The sequence below is a fragment of the Tumebacillus avium genome (assembly GCF_002162355.1).
GTDB classification, from domain to species: domain Bacteria; phylum Bacillota; class Bacilli; order Tumebacillales; family Tumebacillaceae; genus Tumebacillus_A; species Tumebacillus_A avium.
The window spans coordinates 886,130-906,522 of record NZ_CP021434.1 but is presented as its reverse complement, the minus strand read 5'-3'; the positions used below and the strand labels follow the sequence as shown (position 1 = coordinate 906,522).

At 59.6% G+C, this 20,393-nt stretch carries 4 protein-coding genes; all 4 read left to right on the top strand.

What is annotated here, in order from left to right; all coding sequences use genetic code 11:
* The first annotated feature begins 26 nt into the window (after positions 1–26).
* Genes CBW65_RS04090 through CBW65_RS04075 form a run of 4 tightly spaced genes read left to right on the top strand, consistent with a single transcriptional unit; the run spans position 27 to position 20,075 of the window.
* Complete coding sequence (locus CBW65_RS04090; protein ID WP_087455722.1) at positions 27–5,096, top strand: non-ribosomal peptide synthetase; 5,070 nt, start codon at positions 27–29, stop codon at positions 5,094–5,096.
* A gap of 15 nt (positions 5,097–5,111) precedes the next feature.
* A complete protein-coding gene (locus CBW65_RS04085; protein WP_198299747.1) occupies positions 5,112–11,522 on the top strand; it encodes a non-ribosomal peptide synthetase in 6,411 nt (2,136 codons plus the stop codon).
* Between the two features lie 18 nt (positions 11,523–11,540).
* On the top strand, positions 11,541–12,815 hold the full coding sequence (locus tag CBW65_RS04080) for an MFS transporter (RefSeq protein ID WP_087455720.1): 1,275 nt from the start codon (positions 11,541–11,543) through the stop codon (positions 12,813–12,815).
* Positions 12,816–12,839: 24 nt separating this feature from the next.
* Positions 12,840–20,075 (top strand): amino acid adenylation domain-containing protein, encoded by a 7,236-nt coding sequence (locus tag CBW65_RS04075; protein ID WP_087455719.1) that lies wholly within the window; start codon positions 12,840–12,842, stop codon positions 20,073–20,075.
* The last annotated feature ends 318 nt before the right edge of the window (positions 20,076–20,393 follow it).

The window sequence follows — 20,393 nt, the reverse complement described above, 5'->3', positions numbered from 1 at the left end:
TATCTGAGACAGGTGATATCATGTTGATGCCTTGGAATGAGACGACTGTGGAATTTCCGTCGAACGCTGTGCTGCATGAATTGATCGAAGCACAGGTGCTGCGAACTCCGCATTTGGCTGCTGCCGTTTATGATGGTCAGGAAATGACGTATTTGGAGCTGGAAGAACGCGCGAACAAATTGGCGCACTATTTGATGAAGCAAGGCGCCGGGCCGGACCGTGTGGTTGGCGTTTGTGTGCAGCGCTCGCTGGAGCTGGTCGTTGCTCTGTACGCCGTGCTCAAGGCGGGGGCCGCGTTTATGCCGCTCGATCCGGAAGCGCCGTTGGAGCGTCTGAAGCAGATTGTGCAAGACTCGGAAGCGGTGGTCTGCCTGACGCAAGAGGTCTTGCGTGAGAAGATTGAACATGACGGCGTGCCGTTTGTTTTTGTGGATACCGATTGGGCGCAGGTCGACTTGGAGCCGGCTGACAAGCCGGTCGTTAGGGTCACTCCGGCGAACATGATCTCCGTGTACTATACGTCCGGCTCGACCGGCAAGCCGAAGGGCGTTGTTTCCCAACACCTCGGCTGGGTCAACCGCATGTGCTGGATGCAGAATCACTTCCATTTAAATGCAGGCGAAACTGTGTTGCAAAAAACGACTTTGACGTTCGACGACTCGGCCGTTGAATTCTTCTGGCCGCTGATGGTCGGCGGGCGGATTGCGCTGATCGAACCGGGCGCGCAAGTTGATCCGCGCGCGATGATCGATGCGGCGATCCGCTATGCAGCGGTGCATGTGCAGTTTGTGCCAAGCATGCTCAATCTGGTGCTCGATGAAGTGACCGCTGCTGACCGCCAAGCGCTGACCGCTCTGCGCAGCACACTGTCTTCGGGCGAAGCGCTGTCGGCGACCACCGTTCGGCGCTTTTTTGAAAAGATGCCCGGGTCGCTGAACAACACCTGGGGCGCAACCGAAGTGTCGATCGACTCGACGATTCACGTCTGCACCCCGGACGACAGCGACGAGGAAGGCGCAATCTCCGTCGGCAAGCCGATCGACAACAACCGCGTCTATGTGCTGGATGAGCAGTTGCAGCCGGTGGAAATCGGCGTGACGGGCGAGCTGTACCTCGCCGGGATCGGGGTGGCCAAAGGCTACCTGAACGATCCGGAACGCACAGCCAAAGCATTCCTGGCCGACCCGTTCGCGCCGGGCGAGCGCATGTACAAGACGGGCGACCTCGGATACTTCCGCCCGGACGGATCGGTGAAGTTCATCGGCCGCGCCGATAACCAGGTGAAGATTCGCGGGATGCGCGTGGAACTGGGCGAGATCGAATCGGCGTTGCTGCGGCATGAGAACGTTAAGGAAGCGATCGTTCTGCTGCAGGAAACGGCCGGGCTGAAACGCTTGATCGGCTATGTGGTGCCGCTTGATGCGGACCATGCGCTGAAGAGTGAAGAGCTGCGCAGCATGCTCAAGGAACTGCTGCCGGAGTACATGGTGCCGTCCTATATCATGACGCTGGACGCGATGCCGCTGAACGCCAATGGCAAAACGGACCGCAAAGCGTTCCCGGTGCCGAACATCAGCCGTCAGGAGCTCGGGGCAGGTTATGTCGCGCCGCAAACGGAGCTGCAGGCGCATCTGTGCTCCATTTTTGCAGACGTGCTGGGTCTGGATGATGTTGGGGCAGAGGACGACTTCTTTGAACTCGGCGGCGACTCGATCACCGCGACGCAAGTGATGTCTCGCCTGCGTGCTTCGGTGAACGGAAACGTGAATTTGAAAATCGTCTTTGAGCAGCCAAACGCTGTGCAACTCGCCGCCGCTTTCGAAGCGCAAGGCTGGACGGTTGCGGTCGCCGGGCAACAGCAGATGGTCATCGAGCCGGTCGGACGCGATCAGGATCTGCCGCTGTCCTTCACCCAGGAACGCTTGTGGTTCGTGCAGCAAATGGATGCGGAGAGCGCCGTGTACAACGAGCCGTACGCGTACCGCCTCACGGGCGAGTTGGACGCTGATGCTTTGCAGACCGCCCTCACCCAAGTGGTACAGCGTCACGAAACGCTGCGCACCTCGTTTGGTCTGGTTGGCGATCTGCCCGTGCAGCGGATTGCGCCGGACGCCGATCTGCAGCTGGAACTGATCGACCTGACCGACGTGCCGGGCGAACAGCGTGAAGCTCTCTTGCAGGCAAAATTGACAGAACAGTCCCGCGTGCCTTTCAGTTTTGAAAAAGCGCCTTTGATTCGGGTTGTGCTGTTCCGTGTAAATGTTGATGAGCATGTCTTGTTTATCAATCTGCATCACATCATCACTGACGGCTGGTCGGGCGTGGTGTTCTTGGAGGAGCTGGGCCTCGCATATGAGGCGGCGCTGGAGAACGGAGCCAATCCGCTTGGGAAATTGCCGTTCCAGTACGCCGACTTTGTCGTCTGGCAGCGCAAGTGGCTGGAAAGCGGCGAGATCGACGCACAGCTTCCGTTCTGGAAAGCGGAATTGGCAGGCGCACAGACGCTGTTGCAGCTGCCGACCGACCATCCGCGTCCGGCACTGCCCACGTACGAAGGCGACCGGCTCCATTTTTCCATCCCGGCCAAACTGGCCGCACAGGTGGCCGAGCTGGGGCAGGAGGCTGATGCGTCGCTCTATATGGTGCTGTTGGCCGCGTACAACATCTTGCTGCACCGCTATTCGAGACAGCAGGACATTCTGGTCGGCTCGCCGATCGCCAACCGCACCATGCCGGGCCTCGACCGCTTGATCGGCTTTTTCGTGAACATGATCGTGCTGCGCAGCGAGTTTGACGGCGAGCTGTCGTTTGCCGAGTATCTGCAGGCGGTGAAAGAGCGCTGCCTCAACGTGTACAACCACCAGGACGTGCCGTTTGACCGCTTGGTGCGCGAACTGCAAGTCGAGCGCAACCAGGCGCATGCACCGCTGACGCAAGTGGTGTTTGCGTTCCAAAACAAGCTGGAGGAGACGCTGGCACTGCGCGGTCTGGACGTGTCGCCGCTTGAGGTGAACGCCGGGACGTCGCGCTATGACCTGACCCTCTTTTTGACCGAAACGGAGTCGGGCGCTCTGTCCGGCATTTTCGAATATAACACCGGCCTGTTCAAGCGCGAGACGATGGAGCGCATGCAGGAGAACTTCGTCACGCTGCTGGAAAGCATCGTGGCAGAGGCAGCACAGAAGATCTCCGAGCTGCCGATCGTTTCGGAAGGGCAGCGTGCCCAACTCGCGGCGTGGAACGACAACTCTGTCGAGTTCCCGTCCCATCGCGTGCTGCATGAACTGATCGAGGAGCAAGTGCAGAAAACGCCGCATCTGGCGGCTGCTGTGTACCAAGAACAGGAGATCACCTACCTCGAACTGGAGGAGCGCGCCAACAAACTGGCGCATGCGCTGATCAAACAAGGCGTCGGCCCGGACCGCGTGGTTGGCGTCTGCGTGCAGCGTTCGCTGGAGCTGGTCATCGCGCTGTATGCGGTGCTGAAAGCTGGCGGCGCCTTCCTGCCGCTCGACCCGGAAGCGCCGCTCCAGCGTCTGAAAGGGATCATTGAAGACTCGCAAGCGGTCGTCTGCCTGACGCAAGAAGCGTTGCGCGAAAAGGTCTGGCATGAAGAAGTTCCGTTCCTTTTCCTCGATACGGACTGGGCACAGATCGACCAAGAGTCTGCGGAGAAGCCAAACGTGCAGGTGACGCCTGACAACATGATCTCCGTCTACTACACATCCGGCTCGACCGGGAAGCCCAAAGGGGTAGTCAGCCAACACCTCGGCTGGGTCAACCGCATGTGCTGGATGCAAAATCACTTCCAGCTGCAACAGGGCGAAAGCGTCCTGCAGAAAACGACGTTGACGTTCGACGACTCGGCGGTCGAATTCTTCTGGCCGCTGATGGTCGGCGGGCGCATCGCTTTGATCGAGCCGGGCGCACAAGTCGACCCGCGCGCGATGATCGACGACGCGATCCGCTACGAAGTGGTACACATTCAATTCGTGCCGAGCATGCTCAATCTGGTGCTCGACGAGCTGACCGAAGAGGACAAAAAAGGTCTGTGCAGCCTGCGCTCCACGCTGTCTTCCGGCGAAGCGCTGAGCCCGACCACCGTCCGCCGCTTTTTTGAAAAAATGCCCGGGTCGCTGAACAACACTTGGGGTGCGACCGAAGTGTCGATCGACTCGACGATCCACGTCTGCACGGCGGACGATCTGCTTGAAGAAGGCGCAGTCTGCGTCGGCAAACCGATCGACAACAACCGCTGCTATGTGCTCGACGAGCATCTGCAGCCCGTCCCGGTCGGGGTCAGCGGCGACTTGTACCTCGCTGGGATCGGGGTGGCAAAAGGGTACCTGAACGACCCGGAGCGCACCCTCAAAGCGTTTATGGACGACCCGTTTGTGCCGGGCGAGCGCATGTACAAGACGGGCGACCTCGGATATTGCCGTCCTGACGGCAGCTTGAAGTTTATCGGCCGCGCCGACAACCAGGTGAAAATCCGTGGGATGCGCGTCGAGCTCGGCGAGATCGAAGCAGCGCTGCTCAAGCATGACAATGTCAAAGAAGCGCTCGTCATCGTCCACGACACTGACGGCCTGAAGCGTCTGGTCGGCTATGTGGTGGCGCTCGATGCAGCGCAAGGGTTGAGCATGGAAGAGCTGCGTAATATGACGCGCGACCTGCTGCCCGATTATATGGTGCCGTCCTTCCTGATGCAGCTCGATGCGATGCCGCTGAACGCCAACGGCAAAGCGGACCGCAAGCAGCTCCCGATGCCCGACCGTCTGCCGCACCAAAGCTCGGCGGAGTTTGTGGAACCGGAGGGGCCGGTGCAAGAGGTGCTGGCCGACATCTGGATGGACATTTTGAAACTGGAGAAAGTCAGCGCTGGGGACGACTTTTTCGATCTGGGCGGACACTCGCTGCTGGCGACACAGGTCGTGTCCCGCATTCGCGGTCAGTTCAGCGTTGAACTGCCGCTTCGCACGCTGTTTGCCAAACCGCTTTTCCATGAGATGGCTGAAGAAGTGGAAACGCGCCTGATGGAAATGCTCGAGAACATGACGGAAGAAGAAGCGCTTGCGCTGCTCCATCACGAATAAACGGGGGGAATGACGATGACGGTGAACAAGGATGGCCTTACATCTGCCAAACAAGCTTTGCTGGCGAAGATGCTGAGCCGGGACAAGAAACCGCAGCAAACGATCAAGCGCCAGCCGGAGCGCGAATGGGTGCCGGCTTCCTACCCGCAGAAGCGGCTGTGGTTCCTCGACCAGCTGCATCCGGGCAACGCGGCGTACAACATTCCGTACCTGTTCAGAATTCAAGGTGAGCTGGACTCCGCTGTGCTGAAAGGCAGCATCGAGAAGATCTGCAAGCGCCACGACGTGTTGCGCGTCCGCTTTGAAGAGCGCGACGGCGAGCCGTGCCAGAAGGTCGATGCGTTCCAGCCGCTGCCGTATCAGGAAGTGGATCTGCAAGCGGTGCCGGAAAATGAGCGCGAAGTTCGGGCGCAGGAACTGTTGACGGAGTGGACGCAACTGCCGTTCGACCTGCAGGCCGGACAGCTCGTGCGTATGTATCTGGTCAAGCTGGACAGCCTCTCACACATTCTGATGCTCAACGTGCATCACATCGTGTCGGACGGCTGGTCGGCGGGTGTGCTGTTCCGCGAACTGACCGAGTTTTACCGGGCATTGTTGCAAGGCACTGATCCCCAGCTGAAGGAACTGCCGATTCAGTACGCCGACTATTCGGTCTGGCAAAACCAGCGCGTGCAAGAAGACGGGGCGTTGGCGAAGTCGGTTCAGTTTTGGAAAGAGCAGTTGCAAGGCGAACTGCCGCTACTGCAGCTGCCGACCGACCGCCCGCGCCCGCTGGCGCAGAGTTTTCGGGGGCAGGAGTATTCGTTTGAGCTGTCTGCGGAACTGAGCAGCGCGGTTAAGGAACTGTGCCGTCAGCAGAACGTGTCGCTGTATATGGTGCTCTTGGCTGCGTACAAGACGCTGCTGCTGCGCTACACCGCCCAAGAGGACGTGCTGGTCGGGTCTCCCGTCGCCAACCGCAATCTGACGGAGACGGAAGATCTGATCGGATTTTTCGTCAACACCTTGGTCATGCGCACCGACCTGTCGGGCAACCCGACGTTCCTCGAACTGCTGGAGCGGGTCAAGACGGTCGCCTTCGACGCGTTTGCCAACCAGGATGTCCCGTTTGAAAAACTGGTCGAAGAGCTGAAGCCGGAACGCACGCTGAGCCATTCGCCCCTGTTCCAAACGATGTTCGCCGTGCAAAACGCGCCCGCTTCGGAGATTGAGCTGCCGGGTGTGACCGTGTCCCGTTTCGAAGTGGACAACGGGTCGGCGAAGTATGACCTGACCTTGTTTATGGAAGAGCAGGCGGCAGGCTTGAAAGCGGTGTTCGAATACAACTCCGATCTGTTTGACCGCCAAACGATGGAGCGGATGGCGGAGCATTTTGCCAATTTGCTGGAGAGCATCGTTGCGAAACCGGAGCAGAAGATCGGCGAGTTGCCGTTCCTGAGCGCAGCAGACCTGCAGCAGCAACTGGTGGCGTGGAATGACACCACGTCCGGCTATCCGCAGATGACGCTTCCGCAACTGGTGGAAGCGCAAGTGGCGAAGACGCCCGATGCGGTGGCGCTGATCGACGGCGCATCCCGCATCACTTATGCCGAGCTGAATGCGCGGGCCAACCAAATGGCTCAGTTCCTGCAGAAACGCGGCATCGGTGCCGAATCGCTGGTCGGGCTGTGCATGGAGCGCACGGAGCATCTGCTGATCTCCATCCTCGGCATTTTGAAAGCGGGCGGCGCGTACGTTCCGCTCGACCCGAACTATCCGCAAGAGCGCATTTTGTTCACCTTGGAAGACGCGCAGGTCGCCTTGCTGTTGACCGAAGGCCATCTTGCGGAACGCCTCAGCGAGTTCCAAGGGGAAAAAGTCTGTTTGGAGCAGGCATTGCCTGAGATTGCACAAGAAAGCACCGAGCAACCAATTAACGGTGCCGAACCGCATCACCTCGGCTATGTCATTTACACATCCGGCTCGACGGGACGGCCGAAAGGGGTCGCGATCGAACACCGCAGCGCCGCAACGCTGGTGCAGTGGGCGCAGGATGTGTACACCGCAGAGGAACTGGCCGGCGTGCTGTTCTCGACGTCGATCTGCTTTGACCTGTCGATCTTTGAGATGTTTGTGCCGCTCAGCACGGGTGGCAAAGTGATCCTCGCGCAAAACGCGCTGCACCTGCCGGAACTGCCCGCAGCAGGCGAAGTGACGCTGATCAACACCGTGCCGTCGGCGATCGCCGAACTCCACCGTCTGCAGGCGATCCCGGCGAACGTCAAAGTGATCAACCTCGCCGGCGAGCCTTTGAAAAAATCGCTGGTGCAGAGCCTGTACGAACTGCCGACCGTCGACAGCGTGTACAACCTGTACGGCCCGTCGGAGGACACGACCTACTCGACGTTTGCCAAAATGGAGCGCAACAGCGCGTCCGCCCCGCTGATCGGGCGTCCGGTTGCCGATACGAAAGCCTATGTGCTAAACTCGCACATGCAGCCGGTGCCGCTTGGTGCGTCCGGCGAACTGTACCTCGGCGGCGCAGGTCTGGCCCGCGGCTACCTGAACCGCCCGGAGCTGACGGCGGAGAAGTTTATCCTCAATCCGTTCCTGCCGGGAACAGACGAACGGCTTTATCGCACCGGCGACCTGGTGCGTTATCTGCCGGACGGTTCGCTCGACTATCTGGGCCGGATCGACCATCAGGTGAAAGTGCGCGGCTTCCGCATCGAACTCGGCGAGATCGAAGCGGTGCTCGCCCAGGACCCGAGCGTGCTGGAAGTCACGGTGATCGTGCGTGAAGACACGCCAAACGATCCGCGCGTCGTCGCGTATGTCGTGGCCCAAGCAGGGGTCGCACCGACCGTCTCCGAGCTGCGCCAGATCGTCAAACAAAAGCTGCCGGAATATATGGTGCCGTCGGCGTTTGTCATGATGGACGCACTGCCGCTGACACCCAACGGCAAGATCGACCGCAACGCGCTGCCGACACCGGAGATCACCCGCGACGGGCTGGCTGAGTTTGTCGCGCCGCGCACGCCGCTGGAAGAGCAGTTGGCCGCGATTTGGTCCGAACTGCTGGGCGTTGAGCGCGTCGGGATCGAAGACAACTTCTTTGCCCTTGGCGGTCACTCGCTGCTGGCGACTCAAGCGGTTTCGCGGATTCGCCAGCATGTCGGTGTGGAAGTGCCGCTGCGTGTGCTGTTTGAACAGCCGACCCTCGCGGCGCTGTCCGAACACCTCAGCGTAGAAGGCGAAGGTTCGGCACAGGAAGTGATGATCCCCGCCCTCGACCGCACGCAGACGCTGCCGTTGTCATTTGCCCAGCAGCGCCTCTGGTTCTTCGATCAGCTCGTGCAGGACGAAGCGGCATACATCATGCCTTCGTTCTACCGCCTGACCGGACCGCTGGAAATCGCCGCGCTGGAAGACAGTCTCGGCGCAATTGCCCTTCGTCATGAATCGCTGCGCACCGTGTTCCGCACGGAAGACAACGTGCCGCAACAAGTGATTCTCCCGCCGTCCCGCGTGGAATTGCCGCTGGAAGAGCTGAGCGAAGCGGAGCTCGAAGACCGCATGCGCCAAGATGCGCGGGTGAAGTTCGATCTGGAAAAAGGCCCTCTGTTCCGCGCCAAGCTCTACCGCACGGGCGATGAGGAATTCGCCCTGATGATCGTCATGCACCACATCATCTCCGACGGCTGGTCGCTGACGGTGTTTATGCAGGAACTGATGGCGCAGTATGAGGCGTTCCGTACGGGACAGCCTGCCGAGCTGGCACCGCTGTCGATCCAGTACGCCGACTTTGCCGCCTGGCAGCGCGACTGGCTGCAAGGCGAAGTGCTGGCGAAACAGCTGAGCTACTGGAAAGAGCAGTTTACAGGCGAAGTTCCGGTGCTGCAGCTGCCGACCGACCTGCCGCGCCCGGCGGTGCAGCGTTTCCACGGCGCGTACCACCGCGTCGAACTGTCTGCCGGACTGCTGCAAGGGCTGAAAACGCTGTGCAGCGAGCAAGGCGCGACCTTGTTCATGACCCTGCTCACCGCTTATAAAACGCTGTTGCACCGCTATTCCGGCCAAGAGGACATCGTCGTCGGCACGCCGATTGCCAATCGCACGCTGGCTCAGACTGAGCCTTTGATCGGATTCTTCGCGAACACGCTGGCACTGCGCACCGATCTGTCGGGCAACCCGAGCTTCCGCGAACTGCTGGGCCGGGTCCGCGAAGGCGCGTTTGGCGCTTTTGCCCATCAGGACCTGCCGTTTGAGAAGCTGGTCGAAGAACTGCAGATCGAGCGCGACATGAGCCGCACGCCGGTCTTCCAGACGATGTTCGTCATGCAAAACACGCCCGAGCAGCATTTGCAGCTCGCCGACTTGACCGTGACGCCGCAAAACGTGTACACCGACGAAGCGGAATTTGAACTGACCCTGATCGCAGAAGAGACCGCAGGGGGACTGGTGCTGGAGTTTAACTACAACACCGACCTGTTTGTCGAAGCGACGATCTCGCGCATGGCTGCACAGTTCCAACTGCTGCTGGAAGCCATTGCACAACAGCCGGACGAAGCGGTTGCCGCCCTGCCGCTGTTGACGCCGGAGGAGTTCGAACTGATGAAGCTGTGGAACACCACAGCCAAAGACTTCCCGGCACATCTGACCGTGCAGGAGATGTTCGAACGCCAAGTCGACCGCGACCCGGATGCGCTGGCGGTGGAGTACAACGGAGAGCAATTGACCTACGGACAGCTCAACCGCAAAGCAAACCAACTGGCCCGCACCTTGCGTGAGGCGGGTGTGCAGGCAGACTCACTGGTCGGCATCATGGCCAAGCCGTCGCTGGAGATGATCGTCGCGGTGCTGGCCGTGCTGAAAGCGGGCGGCGCGTATATGCCGCTCGACATCGCCACCCCGCGCGAACGCGTGCTCACCGTGCTGACCGGCAGTGGGACCCAGTGGTTCCTGACCTACCTTGATCAGCCGCAGGACCTGTCTGGTTTTACCGGAACGGTGTACGACCTGACATCGCCTGAGCTCTATGCGGCAGACGACAGCAACCTTCCTGTGCAAAACGGCCCGGAGCATCTCTTTGTGGTCTTGCACACCTCGGGCACGACCGGCGTTCCGAAAGGCGTCATGCTCGAACACCGCAACCTGGTCTGTTTTGTGGATGCCTTCCAAGAGATCTTCCGCATTCAGCCGGAAGACCGCTTCTTGCAGCAGGCGACCTTGGCGTTCGACAACTCGCTGGAGGAGATCTTCCCGGCGCTCCTGTCCGGGGCGAGCCTGTTCATCGTCAACAAATACGACTTCCTGGATATGGCGCACATGTCCGATTTTGTCCGCGACAAAGAAATCACAGCCATCGCCACCACTTCGCTGGTGACCAAAGAGCTGAACAAATACCTGAAAGACCACTCCTTGCGCATCCTGCTCTCCGGCGGCGACGCGCTGAAGAAAAGCTACCTGACCTCCTTTACAGGCGTGGAGCTGTACAACACGTACGGCCCGACCGAAACGACCGTCTTCTCCTCCCTGTACCTCTGCGACGGCTCGGAAGGCGAGATGATTCCACTGGGCCAGCCGATCTTCAACGAGCAGGTCTGGATTCTGGACAAGTGCCAGAACCCCGCTCCGCTTGGCGTGACAGGCGAGCTGTTCATCGGCGGACTTGCTGTTGGACGCGGCTACCTGGACCGTCCGGAGCTGACGGCCGAGAAATTTATCGAGAATCCGTTTGCGCCGGGGCAAAGATTGTACGGCACAGGCGACTTGGCACGCTGGATGCCCAACGGCATTCTGGAGTTTGTCGGACGCGCCGACCATCAGGTGAAAATCCGTGGCTTCCGCGTGGAAGTCAGCGAGATCGAAGCCAACCTGATCCAGCACGAGAAAGTGAAAGAAACGATTGTCGTCACCTACGAAGACGAAGTGATCGGCAAGTATCTGACCGCCTACCTCGTTCTGGAAGACGGTGTGGTCGAGGAGCAGGAACTGCGTGATTTCCTCAAGGATCGCCTGCCGGAGTATATGATCCCAACCGCTTTTGTCGTGATGGAGAAATTCCAGCTCAACGTCAACGCGAAAGTCGATCGCAAACTGCTGCCGATGCCAAGCTTCCAGGCCGCAGAAGAAGCGTATCTGCCGCCTTCCACGCCGACCGAGCACAAGCTGGCCGAGATCTGGGCCGAAGAGCTTGGCGCGGAGAAGGTGGGCGCAAACGATCACTTCTTCCGTCTCGGCGGGCATTCGCTGCTGGTGACACGGGTGATCTTCCGTCTGCGCAAAGAGTTCGCAGCGGACGTGCCGGTGCGCGCGCTGTTTGAAACGCCGCTCTTGTCCGATCTGGCAGCAAGAATCGACGCATTGCCGAAAGAAAAACAAGGCGTCGCAGCAGCAGCTCCGACGATCAAACGTGCACAGCGCACGACTAAGAAGCTGTAAAAAGGAGCTTGTACACCGATGAAATTTACAGGACTTTGGAAACACCCGGACTTTATGAAGCTGTGGACAGGGCAGACCCTGTCCATGTTCGGCGCTCAAATCACCACGCTGGCTCTGCCCTTGATCGCCGCGCTGATGCTCGAAGTGAACGCGGTGCAGATGGGCCTGCTGACGGCGATTGGCTATCTGCCGTACATTTTGTTCTCGCTGTTTGTCGGCGTGTGGGTCGACCAGCTCCGCCGCCGTCCGATCATGATCCTCACCGACGTGATTCGCGGCATCGGGCTGCTGGTGATTCCGTACGCGGCTTGGGAAGGATTTTTAACCTTTGAGCTGCTCTGCACGATCTCGTTTATCGTCGGCACCGCTTCCGTATTTTTTGATATCGCCTATATGTCCTACCTGCCGTCGATCGTCAAGACGGAGGAACTGGTCGAAGGCAACAGCAAGCTGGAGTTCTCCAACTCCGCTTCCCAGATCAGCGGTCAGGCGATCGGGGGCGCGCTGGTGCAGATCTTGTCCGCACCGCTGGCGATTCTGATCAACGGCGTGACTTTCTTCATCTCCGCCTTTACGCTGATCATCATCAAGCGCAAAGAGGACAAGCCGGAACTTCCGGAAGACAAAGAAGACAACAACGTGTTCCAGAACATTCGGGACGGGTTGAAATTCGTCTTTGGCAATACGATTCTCTCTCGCATCACCATCGCGACCGGCCTGTTCAACCTGTTTGGGCTGGCGATGGAAGCGATCTATATCCTGTATGTAACGCGTGAACTGGACTTGTCTCCGTTTGTGCTCGGCCTGATCTTCACGATGAGCGGCGTCGGCGCAATGGCAGGGGCTGCCATCGCCGGCAAAGTGGCGGAAAAACTGTCGCTTGGCAAAACGCTGGTGCTCTCGCTGGCTCTGGCCGGCGTGTTCTACCTGCTGGTGCCGGTCTCCTCCCTGTTCCCGGCGACGCTTGCGATCATCACCTTGATGGCCGCGCAGTTTATCGATGCGGCGATGATCGTCATCTATAACATCAACCAGCGTTCGTTGCGCACGGCGATCACGCCGGATCATCTGCAAGGCCGGATGAACGCATCGCTGCGCTTTATCATTTTCGGATCGATTCCGGTTGGCGCGATGCTCGGCGGTATCCTCGGCGATGCGATCGGCACGCAGTGGACGCTCGTCATTGGTGCAGCCGGGATGCTGCTGTCGGCCGGGGTGATTTTGACCTCGTCGGTGGCCAAGCTGGACAAGATTCCGGAAGCGCCGGCTGCTGCTGCGGAACAGGCTTCTTAATCCATCAGGAAAGGAACGAACATCATGCCTATGAAGCCGAACGAAGAGATGTTGGACGGCGTGTTTCAAGGGGAAGAAAGCTATGTGTTTAACGCTTCCGCTTCGCAAAAACGCCTCTGGTTTTTAGATGAACTGATTCCCGGGAATCCGGCGTACAACCTGTCCTTTCCGCTGCGCCTGCGCGGACGCTTGAATCTGCAGGCTTTGCGAGACAGCTTGAACGCCATCGTGGAGCGCCATGAGGCGCTCCGCACCCGTTTGCTGTACGACGAAGGGGTGCCGGTGCAAGTGGTGGCGCCGGGCCTGCTGCTTCCGCTCCCTGTGCTGCAGGAGACGGGGCTGGGGGAAGCAGCGCGGGAGGCGCGGGCGATGGAACTGGCGCATGCGGAAGCGTTGAAGCCGTTCCAACTCGCCAAAGGACCGCTGATTCGCGCCCATCTGGTGGAATTTGCGGACGAGGATCATCTGCTGCTCCTGTCGATTCATCACATCATCATCGACGGCTGGTCGGTACAGGTGTTGTTCCAGGAGCTGGAAACGCACTACGCGGCGTTGTGCCAAGGCGAAACGGCCGAACTGCCGGAGCTCGACCTGCAATACGGCGACTATTCGGTCTGGCAGGAAGAATGGCTGGAGTCGGAAGCGTTCGCTGAGCAGATGCAGTTCTGGAAAAAGCGGCTGCAGGGGCATCTGCCCTTGCTCGACCTGCCGATGGACCGCCCGCGCAAAGCACAGCCGACCAGTGTCGGGGGCAGTTATGAATTTGCGATTGGCGAGGAGATCTCTGCTGCGCTGGAGCAGATCGGGCATCGGGAGAATGCGACGGCGTTTATGGTCTATCTCACCGCGCTGCAAGTGTTTTTGTACCGCTACAGCGGTCAGGATGATTTCTGCATCGGGACGCTTGATGCGAATCGCAACCAGGACGGGCTGCAAGAAACGATCGGATTTTTCGTTAACACGCTGGTGCATCGGGCACAGCTCAAGCGCGGCGTGACGTTTCGGGAACGCTTGCAGCAGGTGCAGGCGGAATGTCTGGAAATGATGCCGTATGCCGAGGTGCCTTTTGACAAGATCGTCGAAGAGGTCAGCACGGAGCGCAGTCTGCATCATACACCGCTGTTCCAAGTGCTGTTTGAGTGCCTGAACGAGAGCGGCGAGGAGAGCCTGTTGTCGCTGCCCGGCGTTGAGGCGACGGGGATCGATACGCCGGATGTGACGGCGAAGTTTGATTTTGCGCTGTATGTGCGCAAGAGCAATGGGCGTTCGTACGGGAAGTTTGAGTACAACGCGGAGCTGTTCGACCCGGAGACGGTGGAGCGGATGGCATCGCATTTCCTCGTGTTGCTGGAAGGCTTGGCTGCCAACCCGGATGGGGCGGTGGAAAGCGTTCCGCTGCTGACGAAAGGGGAATGGCAGGCGTTTGAAGCGGGGCTCGGAGCTCTGCCGCAGCAAGAGGAAGCGGCGATTTGCATTCATCAGCGGTTTGAACAGCAGGCCGAGCGCACGCCGGATGCGGTGGCGGTGGAGTATGAAGGGCAGACGCTGACCTATCGCGAGCTGAACGAGCAGTCGAACCGTCTCGCCCGCCTGTTGCTGGACAAAGGCGTGCAGCAGGAAGACCTTGTTGTGCTCTGTCTGGAGCGCTCGAACGAGATGATCACGGCGATTCTCGGCGTGCTGAAAGCGGGCGCTGCGTATGTGCCGGTCGACCCGGCCTCGCCTGCGGAGCGCACGCGCTTTATTTTGGAAGATGCAAACGCTTCGGTGCTGGTGACGCAAGAGGGCGTGTTGGAGGAACTGCCAGAGGGGCTGCAGGTGATCGAGCTGGGAGCTGTGTTGCCGCAGTTGGAAGCGTATGCGGCAGACAATCTGGATTGTGCGGTGCATCCGTCGAATTTGGCGTATGTGATCTATACGTCCGGCTCGACCGGGAAGCCGAAGGGCGTGTTGATCGAGCATGGCAATGTGCACCGTTTGTTTGCGCAGACGGAGCAGTGGTATGGATTTGGCGCAGGGGATGTCTGGACGCTGTTCCACTCCTACGCGTTCGACTTCTCGGTGTGGGAGATCTGGGGTGCGCTGTTCTACGGCGGGCGTCTGGTCGTCGTGCCGTATTGGGTCAGCCGTTCGCCGGAGCTGTTCTACCAACTGCTCGTCGACCGCAACGTGACGGTGCTGAACCAAACGCCGTCCAGTTTCCGCCAGTTGATCGGCATCGATCAGCAGCAGCCGTCCGCGCAGTTGTCGCTGCGCTATGTGATCTTTGGCGGCGAAGCGCTCGATTTCCGCGTGCTGCGTCCTTGGTTTGACCGTCATGGCGATCAGCAGCCGCAGCTGGTGAACATGTATGGGATCACGGAGACCACCGTGCATGTTACGTATCGCGTCATCTCGGCGCAGGAAGCTCATGAGGAAGGTATCAGTTCGATTGGGGTGCCGATCCCTGACCTTAAAGTGCATGTGCTCGATGAGCTGTTGCAGCCAGTGCCGGTTGGCGTGTTTGGCGAAATGTATGTCGAAGGGGCCGGGGTCGCACGCGGCTATCACAATCGTCCGGAGCTGACCGCCGAGCGTTTTCTTGCCCATCCGTACGGGTCGGAAGCGTCTGGCAAGCTGTACAAAACGGGCGACGTGGCACGCAAACTGCCAAACGGCGAGCTGGAATACAGAGGACGTGCCGACACGCAGGTGAAAATCCGCGGGTTCCGCATCGAGCTGGGCGAGATTGAAGCGGCCCTGTTGCAACACCCGGATGTGGCCGAAGCGGTCGTGGCGGTGAAAACGTTCCCGTCCGGCAGCCAGGGTCTGGTCGGATACGTGGTTCCGGTTGCTGGGGACGCTGAGTTGCAGACGGAGAGCCTGCGCGGGTTTCTCGCGGAAAAAGTGCCGGAGTATATGGTGCCGAGCTTCTTTATGAAGATCGACAGCGTGCCGGTAACGATCAACGGTAAGACCGACGTGCGCGCACTGCCTGCGCCGGATCAGGATCGCAGCAGCATGTCCAGACCGTACGAAGCGCCGGCCACCGATGCCGAGCGTGAGATGGCGGAGATCTGGGCGCGCGTGCTGCAGGTGGAGCGCGTTGGCGTGACCGACAACTATTTTGAACTCGGCGGGGATTCGATTCGCTCCTTGCAGATTCTGTATCAGGCGCGGACGGCCGGGATGGAAGTTGGCATGCAGGAGCTGTTCAAGCATCCGTCGGTGCGCAGTCTCGTACAGGCGATCTCGGCCAACGCGGGCGCAGCGGAGACAGAGGTGGTAGCCGAGCTGATCAGCGCGGCAGACCGTGAACTGCTGCCTGCGCAGATCGAAGACGCTTATCCGCTGTCACAGTCGCAGCTGGGGATGCTTTTCCACAGCAAAATGGACACGGGTCTGCATCTGTATCACAACGTGCACAGCTTCCGGCTGAAAGCTCCTTATCAGGAGGCAGCGTGGAAAAAAGCGGTCGGGGAGCTTGCGGCACGCCATGCGATATTGCGTACGTCGTTTGACCTCACCACGTACAGCGTGCCGATGCAGCTGGTGCATCGCGAGGTGGACGTGCCGATGGTGTTCGGCGACCTCCGCGACCTCTCGGAGGAGCAACGTGGGGAAGCGATCTCGCTCTTTATCGAAAGCGAGCGGAACAACCCGATCGATTGGACGCAAGCTCCGATCATGCGCTTTGCCTTCCATCGTTTGGATGAAGAGACGTTCCAACTGGGCATCACCGAGCATCATGCGATCTTGGACGGGTGGAGCGTTGCGACCTTGCAGACGGAGTTGTTTGGTCTGTACCTGCACCATTTGGGGCTGGAAGAGCCGCTGCCAGATGCACCTGTCGCGTCGTACAAGGAGTTTATCTCCCTAGAGCAGCAGGCGCTTCGCTCGGAAGCGACCCAAACGTACTGGAAGCAGCAGTTGTCCGGTGCGACGCTGAACCAACTGCCGCGCAGACAGGCCCGGATCGGGGAAGAGACCTCGTCGGCGATGGGGATGGAGAGCGTGGAGATCGCGCCGGAGCTGTCACAAAATGTGATCGGGCTGGCGAAACAGCTTGGCGTGCCAGTTAAAAGCGTGCTGCTCGCCGCACATCTGCGCGTGGTCAGCCTGCTCTGCAGCCAAGATGACGTGCTGACCGGGGTCGTGTTTAACGGCCGCCCCGAACAGCTGGACAGCGAGCGGGCGCTGGGGATGTTCCTCCATACGCTGCCGTTCCGCGTCGAGCTGAAGTCCGCTTCGTGGCGCGAACTGATCGCCTCCGTCTTTGAAAAAGAGCAGGAGACGCTGCCTTACCGCCACTATCCGCTGGCGCAAATTCAGCAGGATCAGGGCGGGCAGGAATTGTTTGAGACGTTCTTTAACTACACGCATTTCCATGTGTTGAACGGTATGGACGAGCATGCACACCTGCGCGTATTGGACGAAACCGGGCATGCGGACACCTCCTTTACGTTTGGCGCTGAGTTTGGCTTGGAGCTCGATTCGGCGGTGCGTTTGGATTTGCGCTATGACCAGGCGCATTTTTCGAAAGAGAGCATCGAGCGCATCGCTGGCTATTTCACAGCGGTGCTGGGTGCGATGACCGAAGATGCGGACGGTGACCACAAGCGGGTGAACCTGCTTTCAAAAGTGGAACTTCAGCAGTTGGAAGCGTGGAATGATACGGAGCGCGACTACCCAGTGCACTGCATCCATGACCTGTTCGAACAGCAGGTTGCCAAAACGCCGGATCGCACCGCCCTGCATTTTGAAGGGGAAGAGTGGACGTATCAGCATTTGAACGAGCAGGCGAACAAAATCGCCCGCGTGCTGCAGGAAAAGGGTGTTGGCGCAGAGACCAAAGTCGGCCTGCTGTTCGAGCGTTCGCCGGAGCTGGTGGCGAGCTTGTACGGGATCTTGAAAGCGGGAGGCGCATATGTGCCGTTTGACCCGGAGTTCCCGGAAGCGCGCTTGAAAGAGATGTTCGAAGATGCGGACATCAACGTGCTGCTCACCCAGCGCAAGTGGCTGGATCTGGTGCCGGCGAGCGTGAACGTGGTGCTGGTGGCAGATGAACTGTTGGCTGACGAAGAGTTGGCGGCATCCGCTGCGAGCTTCGAACCTGCACCTTACGACCCGGACACGCTGGCTTACATGATTTACACGTCCGGCTCGACAGGCAAACCGAAAGGCGCGATGATCACGCACCGCAGCATCTGCAACCGCATCCTCTGGATGCAGGAGCAGTATGGGCTGTCGGCGGAAGACGTCGTGCTGCAAAAGACGCCGTACAGCTTCGACGTGTCGGTCTGGGAGTTTATCTGGCCGCTGGTGATCGGGGCGAAGCTGGTTATCGCCCGTCCCGGCGGACACAAAGACCCGCGTTACCTGACCGGCCTGATCGCCGCTCAGGGCGTGACGACGCTGCATTTTGTGCCTTCGATGCTGAATGTTTTCGTCGAAGGAGCGGACCCGGCGCAATGCGCGAGCCTGCGCCTGGTGTTCTGCAGCGGCGAGGCGTTGCCGTTCCCGCTGCAGCAGGAGTTCCTGACGCGTTACTCCGCCGAGCTGCACAACCTGTACGGCCCGACGGAAGCGGCAGTCGACGTCACCTACTGGGAGTGCCGCCTGGACAGCCCGTGGCCGCTGGTTCCGATTGGTCGTCCGGTTGCGAATACGCAGATGCACATCCTCGATGAGCAACTGCAGCAAGTGCCGATCGGATCGGTCGGCGAGTTGTACATCGGCGGCGTGCAGGTCGGACGGGGCTATCATGACCGCGAGGAGATGACTCGCGAGCGGTTCCTCGACGATCCGTTCCGCGCAGGAGGACGCTTGTACCGCACAGGTGACCTGGCGCGCTTCCTGCCCGATGGCAACATCGAGTATCTCGGGCGCAATGACAGCCAGGTGAAGATTCGCGGCCTGCGCATCGAGCTGAGCGAAGTCGAGCGCGTGCTGAATGAACTCGATGCCGTGCAGCAAGCGGTCGTCGCAGCGCCAAAAGGTGCAAACGGCGAACCGATCCTCATCGGCTACACGGTAGCCGACCCGGCGCGTCTGGAGGAGATCGAAGCGCATCTGCAAGCCAAACTGCCGCTCTATATGGTGCCGCAACTCGTGCTGCTCGACCGGATTCCGGTCAACCACAACGGGAAAGCCGACTACAAAGCGCTCGCCGCCCTCGGCGTTGCGGAGCCGGAACGCCGAGAAGGGGCACTGGTTGCCCCGCGCGACGAGTTGGAAGCGGAACTGGTGTTGATCTGGGAAGAGCTGCTCATGCACAGCCCGATCGGCATCGAAGACCATTTCTTCAAAATCGGCGGTCACTCCATCGCCGCGATCCGCCTGATCTCGCGAATCGCCAAGCGTTTCGATTGTGAGCTGCCCTTGAACGTGCTGTTCAAGCAGGCGACAATTCGCGAGCTGGCCGAACTGATCCGCAACCGCGAAGGGGCTGCAGAGTCCTCACCGCTGGTAAGTTTCACAGCCGATCAAGCGGAAGGCACTCCGCTCTTCCTCGTCCATCCGATCGGCGGCAACACGTTCTGCTACGCGACGCTGGCGTCGCAGTTGCAGCAGAATTTCCACGTCTACGCCTTGCAAGCCTCCGGTCTGGACGGGTCAAGCGAGCCGCTTGCTTCCGTCGAAGAGATGGCCGCGTCCTACCTCACCGCGCTGCGCACCGTGCAGCCGGAGGGACCGTACCATCTCGGCGGCTGGTCGTTCGGCGGTGTAGTCGCCTTCGAAATGGCACGGCAACTGCAAGCGGCAGGTGAGGAGATCGCCATGCTGACGATGTTCGACAGCTTTGCGCCGATCGACCTGTACCGTCGTGCAGAAGGGGCTAGCGAAGAGGAATTGCTGCACGGCTTCCTGCGCGACCTGCTGGCAACGGCAGGCAACGAAGCAAGCACGCAGCTGGAAGAACTTCTCGCCGCGCACCAAACGCTTGGCGCCTTGCTGCCGTCGCTCCGTGAACAGGGTCTCGTGCCGCACGATCTCGACGAGCCGAGCATGGAGAAGCTGTTCCGTGTGTACCAAGCGAACGTGCGGGCGCAGGAGTGCTATCAGCCCCAGCAAGGGCTGTCAGCCCCAACCCTGCTCATCCTCGCCAACGGAGGCGCGCTCGATGCTGACGACCACCCGACCCTCGGGTGGAGCACGTTACTCGACACCCCGATCCAACTGGCCAGCGTGGCAGGCAACCATTATGCAATGCTGCAAGAGCCAAATGTGCAGGTGCTGGCAGAGGAAGTCCAGCGTTTTTACCAGCCATTGGGCGTATAATAAGTAAAAAGCGTGTAGACGAAGTACCAAAGGTACAAGGTCTGCACGCTTTTTTATGCCGGAAAATTCTCCATCTGTGAATCTGTCTATGGTATATTAAGGATGTAAGCAATAGGCCCAAAGGGGATGATAGAGTGTCTGAGAAACTGCGAAATTACAGTCCAACTGATCAATTCATGCCACACCGGGTATCTGGTAAAAGTGCGGAGTTTTTTATTCAAGACCTTGCAAGACCAGCCACTCTTGAGTCTGACACCATTCGTGAAATCTTGAAGAGAAGAGTTCTTCGGAAAGCAAAAGCAATAGACAGAAAGAAGT